At 72.6% G+C, this 17,824-nt stretch carries 7 protein-coding genes; 3 read left to right on the top strand and 4 right to left on the bottom strand.

Annotation, left to right across the window (positions count from 1 at the left end; translation table 11 throughout):
* Positions 1–271: 271 nt before the first annotated feature.
* From C4V41_RS54355 to C4V41_RS63650, 3 genes are read left to right on the top strand one after another with little or no spacing between them, the layout of a single operon-like run.
* A complete protein-coding gene (locus C4V41_RS54355) occupies positions 272–1,150 on the top strand; it encodes a thiamine pyrophosphate-dependent dehydrogenase E1 component subunit alpha (protein WP_103963940.1) in 879 nt (292 codons plus the stop codon).
* Entirely contained in the window at positions 1,147–2,127 is a 981-nt protein-coding gene (locus tag C4V41_RS63655; RefSeq protein WP_200824901.1) for an alpha-ketoacid dehydrogenase subunit beta, read from the top strand. The genes C4V41_RS54355 and C4V41_RS63655 overlap by 4 nt, the downstream gene beginning before the upstream one ends.
* Positions 2,120–3,181: a 2-oxo acid dehydrogenase subunit E2 gene (locus tag C4V41_RS63650; RefSeq protein WP_200824900.1), complete on the top strand. Its 1,062-nt coding sequence runs from the start codon at positions 2,120–2,122 to the stop codon at positions 3,179–3,181. Before C4V41_RS63655 ends, C4V41_RS63650 begins: the two co-directional genes overlap by 8 nt.
* Here the strand turns inward: C4V41_RS63650 and C4V41_RS54345 are convergent.
* Genes C4V41_RS54345 through C4V41_RS54330 form a run of 4 tightly spaced genes read right to left on the bottom strand, consistent with a single transcriptional unit; the run spans position 3,155 to position 17,713 of the window.
* Entirely contained in the window at positions 3,155–8,629 is a 5,475-nt protein-coding gene (locus tag C4V41_RS54345; RefSeq protein ID WP_103963939.1) for a non-ribosomal peptide synthetase/MFS transporter, read from the bottom strand. The genes C4V41_RS63650 and C4V41_RS54345 overlap by 27 nt on opposite strands.
* The gene (locus C4V41_RS54340) at positions 8,626–14,796 is read right to left on the bottom strand and encodes a non-ribosomal peptide synthetase (RefSeq protein WP_103963938.1); all 6,171 of its coding nucleotides are present in this window, start codon (positions 14,794–14,796) and stop codon (positions 8,626–8,628) included. Before C4V41_RS54340 ends, C4V41_RS54345 begins: the two co-directional genes overlap by 4 nt.
* Positions 14,793–16,286: a condensation domain-containing protein gene (locus C4V41_RS54335; protein ID WP_103963937.1), complete on the bottom strand. Its 1,494-nt coding sequence runs from the start codon at positions 16,284–16,286 to the stop codon at positions 14,793–14,795. Before C4V41_RS54335 ends, C4V41_RS54340 begins: the two co-directional genes overlap by 4 nt.
* Before the next feature lie 2 nt (positions 16,287–16,288).
* On the bottom strand, positions 16,289–17,713 hold the full coding sequence (locus C4V41_RS54330) for a class I adenylate-forming enzyme family protein (RefSeq protein ID WP_235030973.1): 1,425 nt from the start codon (positions 17,711–17,713) through the stop codon (positions 16,289–16,291).
* Between the last annotated feature and the right edge of the window lie 111 nt (positions 17,714–17,824).

Genomic DNA, 17,824 nt, shown 5'->3' with positions numbered 1-17,824 from the left:
CCTGTAGTACCCGCGTGCCCGGGGGAGGATTTCCCGCATATTGGAAGGGAAACTCGATGCGCTCTCACAGATGCCGGCACGCCGAAGACCTGACGTCGAACGTGTCGCTCGGTCGCCAGGACCTGCGCCGGCCACGTCGAGCACCTCGACTTCGACTCGGGTCACGGCTCGCCTGTATCCGGGTGTCCTGAACACTCGACGATCAGGCGTAGACGCGATATGTCGGTGTTGTATAGCCTTTCTGGAGGTTTTCCTGGGACTCAAGGGGCCTATGAACAGGCTGGCGGATGAGGACTTGGCGCTACTGCTGCTGATCCGGTCCTTCGAACGAAAGGTGCTCGCGCTCTTTACCAAGGGCGAGCTCAACGGCACCACCCACACCTGCCTCGGGCAGGAGTACGTCCCCGTCTCCCTGCGCCCGCTGCTGAACGATCGCGACTGGGTGTTCAGCAATCATCGCGGGCACGGCCACTACCTGGCCCGGTTCGAGGACCCGGAAGGGCTGCTCGCCGAGATCATGGGCCGGAAGGGCGCCGTGTGCGACGGGGTGGGGGGCAGCCAGCACCTGCGCCGCGACCGCTACCTGTCGACCGGCGTGCAGGGGCAGAGCCTGCCGGTGGCCGCCGGCGTGGCCCTGCAGCTCAAGCGGCACGAGCCAGGCACGCTCGCCTGCGTGTACATCGGTGACGGGACGTGGGGCGAAGGGGCGGTGTACGAGGCATTGAACATGGCGCGGCTCTGGCGGTTGCCGCTGCTCGTGGTGGTCGAGCACAACGGCATCGCCCAGTCCACCCCGACCGAGCTCCAGATGGCCGGCACCATCGCGGGGCGGGCGGCCGCCTTCGACATCGGGCACACGCGGGTGTCGAGCCTGGATGTCGCCGAGATACGACGGCAGCTCGCGCCCTGGGTGGAGAGGGTCAGGGGCGGCTCGCCGGCGGTGGTGGAATTCGCCACGCACCGCCTCGGCCCGCACAGCAAGGGTGACGACTCACGCCCGCCCGACGCCGTGATCACCGACTGGTACGCCTCCTACCAGGCTGAAAACCCCGACCAGTCGTCGCGGATCGAAGCGGCGGCCCGCTCCCGCATGGACGCGATCGCCGCAGAGGTGGCCGCCCGGCCGCCGGCCGCCTGGACCACCGCATGAGGGTGGGCGAGAACCTCAACCAGGCCCTGCACGGCCTGCTCGGCGACGACCCCGACGTGTACGTGCTCGGCGAGGACCTCCTGGACCCCTACGGCGGCGCCTTCAAGATCACCCGCGGCCTGTCCACCCACTTCCCCGACCGGGTCCTGACGACTCCGCTCAGCGAAGGCGCGATCGTCGGCGCCGCCTCCGGCCTCGCGCTCGCGGGGGAGAAGGCCATCGTCGAGATCATGTTCGGCGACTTCGCCGCGCTCGCCTTCGACCAGATCGTGAACTTCGCCGCCAAGTCCGTCTCCATGTACGGCCGGCGCGTCCCCATGCCCCTGATCATCCGCTGTCCCTCGGGGGGCAACCGCGGCTACGGCCCCACCCACAGCCAGAACCTGCAGAAGCACTTCATCGGCGTACCCGGCCTCTCCCTCTTCGAGATGTCGCCGTTCCACGACAACCGCGCCGTCCTCGACCGGATGCTCGCGCTCGAGGAGCCCTGCCTGCTCTTCGAGGACAAGGTCCTCTACACCCACCGGATGTACGACGTGGACGAGCTGTTCACCTGGGACCTCATCGAGGACGTCGCCGTGGTGCGGTTCGACGGCGACCTCGACTACGCGGTGATCGCCCCTGGCGGCGTGGCGCACCGGGCCATCGCCGCCATGCGGACGCTGCTGCTCTCCCACGACCTCGCCGGGGCCGTGCTCGTCCCGTCGCGCCTGTACCCGTTCGATCCCGCCGGGCTACTGCCGCTGCTCGGCCGGGCGGGACTGATCTGCGTGGCGGAGGACGGCAGCGCGGGCGGCACCTGGGGCGGCCACATAGCCGCCGACCTGCACGCCCGGCTGTGGGGCTCACTCCGGCGGCCGGTCCGCCTGGTCAGCTCCGCCGACAGCGTGATCCCCACGGCCGCCCACCTGGAGCGTGACGTGGTGCTGCAGGACAGCACGATCTGCCGGGCCGTACTGGAGGCGCTCGATGGGTGAGATCCGGGTCCCGAAACTGAACAACAACGACTCGGAGTACACGCTGCTGGAGTGGCTGGCCGAGGACGGGGCTCCGGTGCGGCGGGACGACCCGGTGGCGACGCTGGAGACGTCGAAGACGGTGGAGGAGTTGGTCAGCGAGCAGGACGGAGCGCTGACTCAGTTGGTACGGACGGGCATGAGGTGCGTCCCCGGCCAGCTCATCGCCCGGGTCGGCCCGATGTCAGCCGCCGACCCGGCGCCCGGCCCCGAGCCGGTGCCCGCCGCCGGCGGGCCGCTCGTCACGGCGCCGGCGCGCGCGTTGCTGGACGAGCTCGGCCTCGACCCCGCGCTGGTGGCCGGGTTGGACGTCAAGGTGGTACGGCGAACCGACGTGGAGCGGCTCGCCGCCGAGATGGCCACCGGCGGCGGGAGGACCCGTACGCTGTCCGGCCACCAGCGCGCGGTCGGCCGGACCGTGACCCTGTCGCACCAGGCCATCCCCGCCGGATACACCGTCATCAAGGTGGACGTCACCCCCGCCCTCGCGACGGCCCGGACCCTGACCAGACGGCTACGCAGGCTGGTCGGCCTCCCTGACCTGCTCGTCGCCGCCGTCGCCCGGCTGCACGACGACTTCCCGATGTTCTTCGCCGAGCTCATCGACGACCAGACCGTCCGCATCCCCGACCAGCCGCGCGTGGGAGTGACGATCGACATGGGAAGCGGCCTCTACGTGCCGGTGATCCGCGACCGCCTCGCCGTGCCGGACATCGCCGAACGCCTGGCCGAGTTCCGCAGGCTCGCCCAGCACGGCGGCTTCGGCGAAGAGCACCTCACCGGCGGGAACATCGTCGTCACCCTGCACCATGACGCCGACATCATCCTGGCCATCCCGATCATCTTCCCCGGCCAGACCTGCGCCGTGGCCCTCACCTCACCGCAGCCCGAGGGTGAGCGCACGGTGGCGGCGATCGGCCTGGCCTACGACCACAGGATCGTCAACGGCAGGGAGGTCGTGCTGTTCCTCCAAGCGCTGAAGGAGACCCTAGAGCGTCCGTCCGAGGGCCTGTAGCCCGACGAGATCGTCCGGGGCCGCGTCGGCGCTCTTGTCGAGCAGCCCTGGCAGCCGCGACCGCAGCGCCACCACCGCCAGCACCGCCATCGCCAGGGCGAACAGCAGGTACATGAGCCCCACCCCACGCCCGGCGCCGGTCCCGATGAGCGCTCCGACGGTCGGCGCGAGCGACCCGCCAGGGGTGAGCAGCGGGTCGAACACCGCCGCCCCGTACGGCGCCACGAGCCCGAAACCGAGCGGCAGCGTGGACCAGGCGATCAGCGTGTTCAGCGCGAACACCCGCCCGTGGAACCGCTGCGGCACCTTGACCTGCACGATCGTGGCATAGACACCGTTCAGCAGCGTCACCCAGAGCGACATTCCGAACGCCCCGATCCCGATCGTCACCAGATCCGCTCGCAACCCCGTCACCAGGCAGAACGCCGCCAGCGCCAGCGTGCACCACAGCACCGCCCGCATCCGCCCGCGCCGCGGGCCGCCCCAGGCCGTCATGGCCAGACCGCCGAGGAAGACCCCCAGCCCGGACACGAACGAGATCCGGCCCACGTCCTGCAGCGTGCCGAAGGAGAGCACCAGCGGCGAGATCAGCAGGAACAGGGGCGACAGGAAGATGTTCAGCACCGCGAAGTAGAGGAGCATCTGACGGAACCCCAGGTTCCCCCAGGAGTAACGGAACCCGGCCGCCATCTCCGTCAGCACCGGCTCCTTCCGGCGCCAGGCCATCGCGGCGGGGAAGCGCGTCAGCGCCGTCACCCCGATCGCGAACACGTAGCTGGCCACGTCGAGCACGAGGATCCCCTCCAGCCCGATCACGGCCATCAGCCCGACGGCTGCGAGGGGCACGAGCAACTGCGTCATGCCTCCGGCCATCTGGACGATGCCGTTGGCATGGCCGAGGTAACGCTTGGGAACGAGCTGCGGCACGGCCGAGGTGTAGGCCAGCCGCTGGAATGTGAGCGCCACCGACTGCAGCGCGATGAGCGGATAGATGTGCCAGGTCTGCAGGCTCCCCGTCCAGAGAAGCGCCCCGAAGGCGAGCTGGGTGCCGACGGCGGCGACGTCGCCGCCGAGCATGACGGCCCGCCGGTTCCCCCGGTCGACGATCGCGCCCGCCAGCGGGGCCACCACCATCCCCGGCACCAGCCCGATCACGGAGAGCAGGGCGAACTGCGCCAGCGAGCCCGTGGTCAGATAGATCCAGACGGGGATGGCGAACCCGGTCAGCGCCGACCCCAGGAGGGAGACCGACTGACCGGCGGCGACGGCCACGAACCGCTTCATGCTCGGCTGCGGCCCGGTCACGCGGGCCTGTGCTCCGGCCTGCGTCCCGGCGGGTGTTCCCGCCCGCGACACCTCCCGTACCCGCCAACTGGCCCCGCCCGCGACCGCTGAACCCGCGTCCGGCTCTGTGACCGGCTCTGTGACCGGCTCTGTGACCGGCTCTGTGACCGGCTCTGTGACCGGTTTGATGGCGCGGTGCGTGCGGGTGACGATTTCGGCGAGCTCCGCCGCCCGATATTTCAGGAAAAAGTGCCCGGCCTCGTCCAGCTCCACCACGGCGGCCGTCGGCGTGAGGAAGTGCCACTCGCGATACCGCTCTTCGAAGTACTCGGTCGCCGGGTCGTGCTCTCCGGCCACGCTGATGATCGGTGCCCGCAACCGCTCCACCGAGCCCTCGAACAGCCCGGTGAAATACTCCTCCGCGGCCTCGCTGTCGCGCCGCATGTTCTTGATGATGTGCCGAGCCTGCCCCGGCTCCAGATCGCCCATGTCCAGGCCCATGGACGTCAGCCAGTTGGCATAGCCGCGGTCGCTACGCAGGAACTCCCGCCTGGCCAGCCTGGACAGCGCCGCCAGGGGCCCGCTCCCCGGACGGGCGAACGGGAAGATCGCCCCGATGTACACCGCTTCGAGCTCGCGCCCCGCCGCCTCCAGTCGCCGCGCGATCTCGACGATCAGGGCCGACCCCACGCCGCAGTGCCCGTACAACGCGACGGGCCCGCGTACCTTGTCCTGGATCTCGGCCACGCACCTGGACGCCACCTCCTCCAGCGGCAGCCGCTCCTCGTCCAGGCCGACATCATGCCCGGGGATGGCGAGCGACCACAGGGCGTACGTCTCCGGCAGGGCGTCCGCCAGTGGCTGATAGACCACCGCCGCGCCTCCGCCGTACGGCACGCAGACGTACGTGAGCTCAGGAGGAGAGGTACGGCTAGGCGTCAGCTCGTGCAGGAGCCCGCGCGACGCGGTGGCGGTGCCGTCGACCAGCGCGGCCAGCTCGCGGATGGTCGGGTGCTTGAACAGGTCCACCACGGCGATGGGCGCCGCGACGGGCGGCAGCACCCTCCGCAGCCTGGCCACCACCTTGATCGCCAGCAGGGAGTGTCCGCCGGCGTCGAAGAAGTCGTCGTCGATCCCGATGGCGGCCCCGTCGAGCAGTTCGGCCCAGACCGCGGCGACCAGGCGCTCCGCCTCCGTGGCCGGCGCGGCCCGCTCGCTCGGCGCCGCCGCCGACGCCGGCGGATCGGGGAGGCGGCGCCGGTCCACCTTGCCGTTGGCCGTCAGAGGCAACCGGGGGAGGGGGACGAAGCGGGTGGGGATCATGTACGCGGGCAGGGTCTCGGCGAGATGGGCGCGCAGGCGTACCGGGTCCGGCGGGGCGGCGGACTCGCCGACCACGTACGCCACGAGCTGTGCCGCCGTGCCCGATCCGTGGGTGGTGACCACACACTCGGCCACGTCCGGGTGACGGGAGAGGTGGCTCTCGATCTCGCCCAGTTCGATGCGATAGCCGCGGATCTTCACCTGTGCGTCGGCGCGGCCGAGGAACTCGATGGTGCCGTCCGGGCCGTAGCGGCCCCGATCTCCCGTCCGGTAGAGGCGCTCGCCGGTACGCGGGTGGGTGAGGAAGGCGGCGGCGGTGCGGTCCGGGTCGCGCCAGTAGCCGGTGGCCAGGCCCGCTCCGCCGATGTAGAGGTCGCCGGGCATGCCCACGGGCACGTCGCACAGGCCGCGGTCCAGGACGTGGAAGGACTGGTTGGCCAGCGGACGGCCGTAGGGGATCGACGACCACGCCGGGTCCACCGCGCCGATCGGGTGGAAGATGGACCAGATCGAGCCTTCGGTGGCGCCGCCCAGGCTGATGATCTCGGACTGGGGGGCCAGGGCGCGGATCCGGTCGGGAAGGGTCAGCGGGATCCAGTCGCCCGACATCATCACCAGGCGCAGCGAGCTCAGGTCGGTGCCCTCGTGCTCGGCGTGGTCGACCAGGAGCTCCATGAGGGCGGGGACCGAGTTCCACACGGTGACGCCGTGCTCGGTGACCAGCCGGGCCCAGGCGGCGGGGTCCTTGTCGGCCGACGGCTCGCCCATGACGAGGGTCGCCCCGGCCGCCAGGGCGCCGTGGACGTCGTACACGGACAGGTCGAAGCTGAGCGCCGACAGGGCCAGGACCCGGTCGGCGGGGCCGACACGAAACCGGTGGTTGATGTCGCGGATGGTGTTGAGGGCGGCCCGGTGCTCGATCATCACGCCTTTCGGCGAGCCGGTCGAGCCCGACGTGAAGATCACATAGGCGAGGTCGCCGGGCGCCGCCGGGCAGTCGGCGCGGTCGTCGCCCACCACGGCCGGCGACGCGGTGAGGGAGGTCACCGGCACCCGGGTCACGCCGGCGGGCCAGGTCAGGTCCAGCCGCGGCTGGGTGAGCGCGACCCGGCACTCGCCGCGTGCCATCAGCTCGAAGCGCCGCTGGTCGGGCAGGTCCACGTCGACCGGCAGGTACGCCGCCCCGGCCTTGCCGACGGCCAGCACCGCGACCACCTGCTCCCACCCCCGCTCCATCACGACCGCGACCAGCTCTCCGCGTCGCACGCCTGCGGACGTCAGCTCGGCGGCCAGCAGCGTGGCCCGCCGGTCCAGCTCCGCGTACGTGATCGCGCCGTCCGGGTGGGTCACCGCGACGGCGTCCGGCGCGTACGGCACCCGCTCCTCGAACGGGCGGTGCAGCAGGCCGTCCGCGCCCAGGTCGAGCCCGGTGTCGTTCCACCGCTCCCGTTCCGCCCGCTCCGGCGCCGTGAGCAGCTCGATCGTGGAGACGGGGGCCGACGGGCCGGCCGCGACCCCGTCGAGCAGGGCGGTGAGATGCCCGGCCATCCGCGCGATCCGCTCCGCCGAGAACAGCGCGACGTTGTAGACGAACAGGAACGAACCATCGCCGCCGGTGTACAGCTCCAGATCGAACCGGGTGGCCCACACGCCCGGCGCGAACCCCTCGACGGCCGGGCCGCCGGCGGGCGACGGCTCCCCGCCGTAGTTCTGCATCGCGAACAGGACCTGGAACAGCGGCGACCGCGACACCTCCCGCGGCACGTTCAGCTCCGACACCAGCCGCTCGAACGGCAGCTCCTGGTGCGCGAAGGCGTCCATGGACATGTCCCGCACCCGCCGCGTCAGCTCCGCGAACGACGGGTCGCCCGACAGGTCCACCCGCATGGCGAGCATGTTGACGAAGCAGCCGACGAGCCCGTCCAGCTCCGGCAGCGAGCGCCCGGCCACGGGGGAGCCCACCGCCACGTCCTCCTGCCCGGCGTAGCGGCCGAGCAGCGCCGCGAAGGCCGCCAGCAACACCATGTACGGCGTGGCGCCGTGCTCCCGCCCCAGCCGCTCCAGCCGCGCGACCAGGGCGGGGTCCACGGTGAAGGAGTGCGCCGCACCGAGGTGGGTCAGCTCGGGCGGCCGAGGGAAGTCCGTGGGCAGCTCCAGCGGCGGCAGGCCGGCCAGCCGCTCGCGCCAGTAGGCCACGTCGTCCGCGCCGCCGGGCCGCGCGCGCTGCCAGGCGGCGAAGTCCCCGTAGGTGACGGGCAGGTCGGCCAGCGGCCCCCCGTCGTAGCAGGTCAGAACTTCGCGCAGCAGGATGTTCGCCGACCAGCCGTCGGCCGCGATGTGGTGCACGGCGATGGCCAGCACGTGATCGTCGGCCGCCAGCCGTACCAGCAGGGCCTTGATCACCGGCCCGGTCACCAGGTCGAACGGCTCGGCGAGGAAGCGGTCGGCCAGAGCCCGCGCCTCGTCGGCGGAGCCGGCGGCGGGGGAGGAGGTGAGGTCGGCGACGGTGAGCGGGACCGTGACGGCGGCCGAGACCGTCACCATGGGCTGCCCGTCGTCACTGACCGGGAAGCGGGTCCGCAGCGGCTGGTGGCGCGCGGCGACCCGGTTCAGCGCGTCGCCCAGCAGGTCCGCGGCGAGCGGGCCGCGCAGCCGCCGTACGAACGGGATCGTGTGCGCGGGGTTGCCCGGCGCGTACTGCTCCATGAACCACAGCCGCTCCTGCGCGTAGGACAGCGGCGGCGCCTGCCCTCCCGGCAGCGCCGGGATCGTCGCGGCGCTCTTGCGCCGCCGCAACCTCTGGGTCAGCAGCGCCCGCTGGGCCTCGGTCAGCTCGGTCACGCCTTGTCCTCCGGATCCAGCATGCTCAGCGCCTGTTCGTCGGACAGAGCGGACACCTCCGCCAGCAGCGCCTCCTCGACGGCGCGCGCCAGGTCGGCGACGGTCCGGCGGGTGAACAGCGTACGGATCGGCAGGTCCACGCCGGCGATCGTCCGCAACCGGGCCGCCACTCTGATGGCGAGCAGTGAGTGCCCGCCGAGCGCGAAGAAGTCGTCGAACGCGCCGATCTTGTCCGCGCCGAGCACCTCGGCCCAGACATCGGCGATCAGCTCCTCCGCGTCCGAACGCGGCGGCGTGGCCTCCTGGACCGCCCGGCCGGTGGCACGGCCCGGCTCCGGCAACGCGTCGCGGTCGAGCTTGCCGTTCGCGGTGAGCGGCAACGCCTCGAGGACGACCCAGCGGGTGGGCACCAGATACGGCGGAAGCCGCCCTGCCACATACTGGGCCACCTGCTGGGCCCCATGTTGGGCCAGGTCCGCCGCCTCACCCACCACATAGGCGACGAGCTCGCCGTCCCTGGCGGTCACCGCGGCCTGCCGCACGTCGGGATGCGTGAGCAGGCAGTGTTCGACCTCACCCGGCTCGACGCGGAAGCCCCGCACCTTGACCTGCTCGTCCATGCGCCCCAGGAACTCCAGCAGACCGTCGGGGCGCAGCCGGACCCGGTCGCCGGTGCGGAAGAACCGGCCGCCGGGGAGCCGGACGAACCGCCGCGCCGTCGCCTCCGGCAGGCCGAGATAGCCCCGGGCGACGCCCGGGCCGCCGATGTACAGCTCACCGGGGGCGCCGGGCGGGGTGGGCGCGCCGTGGTCGTCGAGGACGCGGATCGTGGTGGCCTCGATCGGGCGGCCGATCGGAGGGCGGGGCTCGTCGCCGGGGTCGCCCGCCAGGTCGGCGGCGGTCGCGACGATCGTGGTCTCGGTGGGGCCGTAGGTGTTGACCAGCCGTACCCGGTCGCCGAAACGACGCCGCCAGCGGGCCGCCGCGGTGGCGTGCACCTGCTCGCCACCGATGACGACCAGGCGGAGGGCGGCGGGCCAGGCGATCTCGTCGATCAGGTCCACGAGCTGGTGGAAGTACGCCGTCGGGAGGTCGAGCACGGTGATGCCGGGACGTTCGGCGAGCAGGTCGGGCAGGGTAGCGCCGCCATCGGGGAGGAGCACGACCGTGGCGCCGGTGGTCAGGGCGGGGTAGAGCTCCTCGGCGTGGGTGTCGAAGCTCAGGGAGGCAAGCTGGACCACCTGATCACCGGGACGCAGACCGTACTCCCGGCGCATCCACCGGACCCGGGCGGCCAGGCCGGCGTGCTCGACCGCCACGCCCTTGGGGGTCCCGGTGGAGCCGGAGGTGTAGAGGACGTACGCGAGGCCGCCGCCGGATTCGCCGTCCGGGGGAGGCTGACCGGGGGAAGCAGGGTTCGTGGCCGAGACGCGCAGGCCGTCGGAGACGGTCAGGCGGGCACCGCTCGTGGCGATCATGTGCCGGTGGCGCGCGGCGGGGTAGGCGGGGTCGAGGGGCAGGTAGGCGGCTCCGGCGCGCCAGATCGCCAGCATCGTCACCACGGCGTCGATCGACCGGCCGAGATGGAGGCCGACCACGTCACCGCGCCGCACGCCACGCCGCGTCAGCTCGGTGGCCAGCCGCGACACCCGCTCGGCCAGTTCGCCGTAGGTCACGCTCTCGGACCCGCACACGACGGCCGGCTCATGGGCGTGGGCGGCGACGGCTTCCGCGACCATGCCCGGCACGCCGGCCTCTGAACTGTCGCGCACGCCGGCGTCCGGCGCGGCGCTTTCGGCGCCGCTCGCCGAAGCGATCAGTTCCTCGTCGGCGGCGGTGAGCATCGGCAGGCTCGACAGGCGGGCATGGCGGTTGTCCGGGTCGGCCATCGCGCGCAACAGCACCGCGAACCGTCCGGCCAGCCCCGCCACCGTCTCCGGGTCGAACAGGCCCGCGTCGTAGCCGAAGGCCACCCGCAGCCGCCCCGGCGCCCGCCATGCCTCCACCACCAGATCGAACTTGGCCTGGCGATACCCGTCGTCGAAGTACGACATCTCCAGCCCGTCGCCGAGCCGGTCCTGCTCCCCGTCCGCCGTCCGGCTGTTCAGCGTCAGCATGGTCTGGAACATCGGCTTCCTGGTGATGTCCCGCTCGATGTCCAGGTCCGCCAGCAGCCGTTCGAACGGCACGTCCTGGTGCGCCATCGCCTCCAGCACGGTCCCGCGCGTCCTGGTCAGCAGCTCGTCCAGGGTGGGATCGCCCGACAGGTCGCCGCGCAGCACCAGCGTGGTGCTCAGATAGCCGACGATCGGCTCCAACTCCACCCGGTCCCGCCCGGCGGTGGGCGAGCCGACCAGGAGATCCGTCTGCCCGGTGTGCCGGGCCAGCAAGACCTGGTACGCCGCCAGCAGCACCATGAACAGCGTGCTGCGCTGCCGCCGCGCCGTCGCGTCCAGCGCCTTGGCCAGATCGTCCGGGATGTCCAGCAGGTGGAAGTCGCCCCGCGCGGGGCCCGGTGTGTGCGGCCGGTCGGTGTGCAGCGCCAGCGTGGGCGGATCGGCGAGCCGTTCCCGCCAGTACTCCAGCGCCGCGCTCCCGTCCTGCTCCCGCAGCCAGCGCGCGACATCACCGTGCTGGACGGTCAACGGTGCCAGGGCCCCGTCCGGCGGCGCGCCGCTCGTCAGGGCCTCGGCGTACAGGGCGGCCAGGTCGTTCAGGAGGACGGTGATGGACCAGCCGTCGGCGATGATGTGGTGGAGCACCACGCACAACACGTGATCGCCGTCGCCCAGGCGGATCAGCGTGGTCCGGAGCGGCGGCGCCGTACCGAGCTCCATCGGGGCATTGGTGCGGGCGGCCACCCACGCGCGGGCCTCCGCCTCGTCACGCGTGTCAAGCCGTTCGACGGCGGCGGGGCCGGCATGCTCCACGACGGCGACCGGCCGCCCGTCCACCTCGGGAAAGCGCGTGCGCAGCGACTCGTGCCGGGCGAGCAGCGCGGTCAGCGCCCGTCGCAGCGCCTCGGGGTCGAGCGGGCCGCGCAGCCTGCGCACGATGTACATGTTGTACGAGGCGTCGCCCGGATCGAGCCGGTGCAGGAACCACAGCCGTTCCTGGGCGGCCGAGAGTGGAGGCAGCGTGCCCGGCGGACGCGGGGCCGGCGGGCGGCCCGGCTCGTCGGGCAGCCCCTCCAGCGTCGCCGCCAATCCGGCCACGGTGGGCCGCCCGAACAGCGTCCGCAGCGGCACCGTCGTCCCCGCGGCCTCCAGCCTGGCGATGACCTGGGTGGCCAGCAGCGAGTGCCCGCCGAGGGCGAAGAAGTCGTCGTCCACGCCGACGTCGCCGATCCGGAGCACGTCCCCGAAGATCTTGGCCACCTGCCGCTCGCGGGCCGTGCGAGGCCTGCCGCCCCTTCCCGCCGCCGCCGTCTCCGGATCGGGCAGCGACAGCCGGTCGACCTTGCCGTTGGGCGTCATCGGCAGCACGTCGAGCGCCACCACGACACGGGGCACCATGAAGGAGGGCAGCCATCGGGCCGCGTGTTCGAGCAGGTCCGCCGGGGCCCCTGCGGGAGTCGTGGCCACCACGTACGCGATCAGTTCGTCGTCGCGCACGACGACGGCCGCCTGCCGCACCTGCGGATGAGACTCCAGGGCGGTCTCGATCTCACCCAGCTCGATCCGGTGCCCGCGCAGCTTCACCTGGCCGTCGCCCCTGCCGAGGAACTCCAGGGTGCCGTCGCCGAGCCACCTGACCCGGTCACCGGTCCGGTAGAGCCCGTTCACGAAGCGCTCGGCGGTCAGCTCCGGCCGGCCCAGGTAGCCGAGCGCGAGCCCGGCACCCCCGATCGCCAGCTCACCCGGCACACCGATCGGCGCGACGGCGCCGGCGCCGTCGAGCACGTGGACGTGGGTGCCGGCGATCGGCCGCCCGATGCTCACCCGGCCGGGCTCGGCGGGAACCTCCCAGGCGGTGGACCAGATCGTGGTCTCCGTCGGGCCGTACAGGTTGAACAGCCGCGCCGCCCTCCGCCGCAACCGCCTGGCCAGGGCGAGCGGCAGCACCTCGCCGCCCGCCAGCGCCACCAGCCCGGACGCGTCGAGCCCGGCCGACAGCAGCATGTTCCAGCCCGACGGGGTGGCCTGGACGTGCGTCACGCCGGACGCGGAGATCAGCCCGGCCAGCGCGGTGCCGTCGCGCACGGTCTCGTCGCCGGCCAGCACCAGCCGCCCGCCGGTCACCAGCGGCAGGAAGAGCTCCAGCCCCGCGATGTCGAACGAGAGTGAGGTGCTGCCCAGCCACACGTCCGCCGGACCGGCTCCGAGCAGGTGCTCCATCCCGGTGAGCAGGTTCACCAGCGCCGCGTGGGGCACGGCCACCCCCTTGGGGCGGCCGGTCGAACCGGAGGTGTAGAGCACGTAGGCGGCCGGCCCGTCGGCGGAGGCGTCGGTGACGGGCCCGGAGGCGGCCCCCGGGAGCGGGTCGTCGTCGTCCAGGGTGAACCGGGCTCCCGAATCCGCCAGCACGTACGCCGCCCGGCTCGGCGGCAGCGCCGGGTCGATCGGCAGGTAGGCGGCCCCCGTCAGCATCACGCCGAGCAGCGTCCCGGGCAATGCCGCCGACCGGCGCAGCCGGACGGCCACGACCGCTCCGGGCCCCGCGCCCCGCTCCCGCAGCCCGCCCCCGACCCGCAGGGCCTGGGCGGCGAGTTCGGCGTAGGAGAGGCGCTCGCCGCCGCACGTGACGGCGGTCGCGCCGGGCCGCAGCCGGGCCTGCCGCAGGACCAGGTCCACCACGGTCGTGGCCGGCGTCTCCAGGATCGGGCCGGTCGAGACCCGGTCGAGCAGCGCGCGTTCGGCGACCGGAAGGAGGTCGAGCTCTGACACCCGCGCCTCGGGAGAGGCGACGATCGAGGCGAGCAGAGTCAGGAAACGTTCGGCGAGCCGGGTCACCGTCTCCCGGTCGAACAGCTCGGTGCTGTAGAAGAACGCCCCGTGCCAGCCCTCGCCCGACGGCCAGAGGTCCATCCGCAGGTCCACCATGGCCGGAGGAGCCCCGTGCGGGAACGGCAGGCTCTCCATCCCGGCGAACGACTCCACCTCGTCATAGCCGACCGCGGCGTTGTGCACCGCCAGCATCGCCTGGAACAGCGGCGTACGCGACAGGTCGCGCTCGATGTCGAGCGCGGACAGCACCCGCTCGATCGGCACCTCGCGGTGCGCCATCGCCTCCAGCACAATACGGCGGGTCCGGCGCAGCAGCTCGGCGAACGTCGGATCCCCTGACAGATCCCCCCGAAGCACCAGCGTGGAGGCGAACAGTCCGACCATCGGCTCCAGCTCCGGCCGGTCCCGCCCGGCGGTGGGCGAGCCGACCACGATGTCGTCCTGCCCGGCATGCCTGGCCAGCAGCACCTGGTAGGCGGCCAGCAGCACCATGAACAGCGTCGAGCGTTCGGCCCTGGCCAGCCGGGACAGCGCGCCGGCGAGCTCGGGCGGCAGGTCGAAGCCCACGTCGTCGCCCGCGCTGCTCCGCCGGGCGGGACGCGGCCGGTCCGTGGGCAGCTCCAGCGGCGCCGCTCCGGCGAGCCGGCCCGTCCAGTAGCCGATGTGGGCGCCGGCGTCGGAGCTCCGCTGCTCGGCGGCGTACTCGGCGTAGCGGACGGGCAGGCCGGGAAGGACGGCGGGGACACCCCGCGCGCGGGCGAGGTAGCAGGCGGCCAGGTCGTTCATCAGCACGTTCAGGGACCAGCCGTCGCCGATGATGTGGTGCAGCACCACGCACAGCACGTGGTCGTCGTTCGCCAGCCGGACCAGCGTGATCCGCAGGGGCGGGGCGGAGGCCAGGTCGAAGGGCGTGTTGGCGCGCTCGCCGAGCAGCCGCGCGACCTGGTCGAGCACGGGTTCCCCGGTGCCCGCCCGCTCGAACGCGACGAGCTCGACGGGGACCGTCCCCGGCGGGTCGATCACCGCGACCGGGAGCCCGTCCTGGTCGGGGAAGCGCGTGCGCAGCGACTCGTGCCGCTCCACGACCTCGCCGAACGCGCCCTTCAGCGCCTCCACGTCGAGCGTCCCCCGTAGCCGCCGCACCACCGCCACCCGGTAGGCCGCGTCGGACGGGTCGAGCCGCTGCAGGAACCAGAGCCGCTCCTGGCCCAGAGAGATCATGACCGCAGCCCGTCCACGGCCTTGGCCACCCCGATGATCGTCGGATCGTCGAGGAACACGTCGAACGGCACCTCCACCCCGAGCCGTTTCCTGATCCGGGCGCTGATCTGCGTGATGGTCAGGGAATGCCCGCCGAGGTCGTAGAGGTCCTCGTCCGGCGCGATGTGGTCCATCCGCAGGACCTCCATCCAGATCAGCCGGACCTGCTCGACCAGCTCCTCCTCGATGGGTTCCGCCCGGGCCCCGGAGCGCGCCGGTCCGGCCTCCGGAGTGGCAGGCGAGGGGATGTCCAGCGGGGCCGCGGGGAGCGGCAGGTCGGCGAGCCGTACGTCCGGATCGGCGCGGACCGCGCGCAGCACCGCGGAGAGATGGTCGGCGGCCAGTTCGACGTCTTGCCGGGAGATGACGTCCGGGCTGTAGTGCAGCGTCAGGAGCAGGCCGTCGTCGCCGTCGACGGCCTGGAGGTGGAGGACGGTCCTGACCATGTGGTTGGACATCTTCCACTCCACCGACAGCCCCAGCCCGGGGAAGACCTGGTCGGGCGCGCGCCGCCGGAAGCTGATGGACACCGGCGCGAGCGCCACCGCCGGCTTGATGCCGCCCACCGCCCTGGCCACCGGCACCTCGCGGAAGGCGTTCAGCTCGCGCAGTTCGTCCTTGAAGCCCAGGGCGAGCTCACGGAAGGAGCCCGCGGACGGGAACGACGAGAAGGTCGGCAGCTCGGTGGCGAACAGGCCGATGTGGTCCCGGGTCTCGGCGGTCCTGGTCGACATGGCCACGGCCACGGCCGTGTCGGCGTTGCCGTATCGGTGGAGCAGAGCGTGCACGGCGGTGAGGAAGACCTGGAACCTGGTCACGCCGGGTATGTCGGGCATGTCGGGCGTCAGGTCGCGCAGCACGCTCTCGCCGTGCCCGGCCAGTCGTGGCGTCCTGGTCACCCCGTTGATCGTCACGTGCGGCACCTCGCGCCAGCGCGCCCGCCAGTACGCCTGCGCCTCCGGCGAGGGCCGCTCCGCCCTCCCGTGCGGCATGGGCAGCGGCGGGCCGGGGGCTCCGGAGTAGGCGGCGGCGAGATCCCGTACGAGCAGGTCTTTCGACATGCCGTCGAAGACGAGGTGGTGAGCCACGAACAGCAGCAGGTGCCGGACCGGCGAGATCTCCACCAATGTGAACCGGGCCAGCGGCCCGCTGGAGAGCTCGAACGGCAGCGCGATCTCCTTGTCGGTCAGCGCCCCCGGATCCGGCTCCACCACGAACGCGATCGGCGGGGCGCCCGTGGCGGGCACCAGGCGCAGTGAGCCGTCACGCTCATCGAAGGCGCAGCCCAGCACCGGGTGCCGCGCGACCACCGCCCGGCACGCCGCCAGCATCGCCTCCCGGTCCAGCGGGCCGTCGAACCACAACGCGAAGGGCATGTGGTAGGCCGTGCCGGTGCCGTGCATCACCTCGGTGAGCCACATCCCGTGCTGCGCCTGCGACGCCAGGACCATGTTCACTCCTCTGCCAAGCCGCGCAAGTCTCGCTTGATCACTTTTCCGGCGGCGTTCCTGGGCAGCGCGTCCACGCACAGCAAACGGGTGGGCAGTTCGTGCTGGGCGAGCCGCTCGGACAGGAAGGCCCGCAGGCCGGCCAGCGTCACCGGCTCGCCGGCCACGACGGCCGCCGCCACCGCCATGCCCATGACCGGGTGCGGCACGCCGAACACCGACGCCTCGGACACGGCCGGATGCTCGTGCAGCGCCGCCTCGACCTGGAGCGTCGAGACCTTGAAGGCGCCCGACTTGATCACGTCGCTCTCCCGGTCGACGAGGTACAGGTAGCCCTCCTCGTCGAGGTAGCCGAGGTCGCCCATGCGTACCCAGCCGTCCCGGAAGGTGTCGCTCCGCTGCTCGCCGTAGTAGGAACGGGAGTGCGCCGGGGTGCGCAGCCACACCTCGCCGGTCTCGCCCAGCCCGGCCGGGGTCCCGTCGGCGCCCGCGATCCTCAGGTCGCCGGTCGCGTGCCCGAGAGCGCCCGGCCGGTCGGGGTCGTAGATCATGATGGTCTGGGCCGGGGCCGCCTCGGTCGAGGTGTAGTAGTTCGCGACCGTCGCGTTCGGGAACGCCTCGCTCAGCCGGGCCGCGACCGCCGGCGGCAGCGCGGCGGCGGCCGAGCCGAGCAGCAGCACGCTCGACAGGTCGTGGCGGTCCTGGACGCGCGCGCCGAGAAGCTCGATGGCCATCGCGGGCACCACGAACACGGTCCCCGCCGCGTACGACTCGATGAGCGCCGCGAAGCGGGCCGGCGTGAACAGCGGCAGCGTGACCACGGCGGGCGCGGCGGTCAGCGCGTGGAGCAGCATGACCTGGCCGGCGTTCGTGCCGATGGGGAACGCGTGCACGAGATGCCTGGAGTGCGCGAACGGGCGCCGTCTGGGGTGGACGGGCGGGGAGGCGAGATTCGCGTGGCTCGCGGCCACGCCCTTGGGCTGTCCGGTGGTGCCGGAGGTGTAGAGGATCTGGGCGAGATCGAGTGGATCGATGTCGACCGGGACCGGGACCGGGGCCGCGACGGACGGGGTGGGGCCGGGCGCGTCGTCGCGGCGGATGATCGTCGTCGCGCCGCAGTGCTCGACCAGGCGGCCCAGCTCAGGCGCGGCCAGGCGGTCCGACAGCGGGACCGCGACGGCGCCCGCCTTCAGCACGGCCATCCAGTGCACGGCGTAGTCGAGCCAGTCGGCACCGCCGAACACCAGCGCGACCCGGTCGCCTCTGCGTACGCCCCGGGCGAGCAGGCCATGGGCGGCGGCGCTGGAGCGTTCGTCCCACTCGCGGAGCGTGAGGCCGCCTGCTCCGGCGACGATGAGGGCTTCGTGATCGGGGGCGGTAGCGGCTCGTGAGCTCAGCAGAGCAGGGACAGGAAGGGCCGACTGAACCACCCCCCAAAATTTTTTATCGGGCTGCCGCATGACGCTAGAAAAAATGCACATTCCCGTCAACCCCTTACCTGTAGGCGCTTGCCGCCATCAGGCCCCGCATGACACACTCGC

It is taken from the genome of Nonomuraea solani (assembly GCF_900108335.1).
GTDB lineage: Bacteria > Actinomycetota > Actinomycetes > Streptosporangiales > Streptosporangiaceae > Nonomuraea > Nonomuraea solani.
Note: the sequence above shows the minus strand (reverse complement) of the source record. Positions and strands in the feature narration are given on the sequence as shown.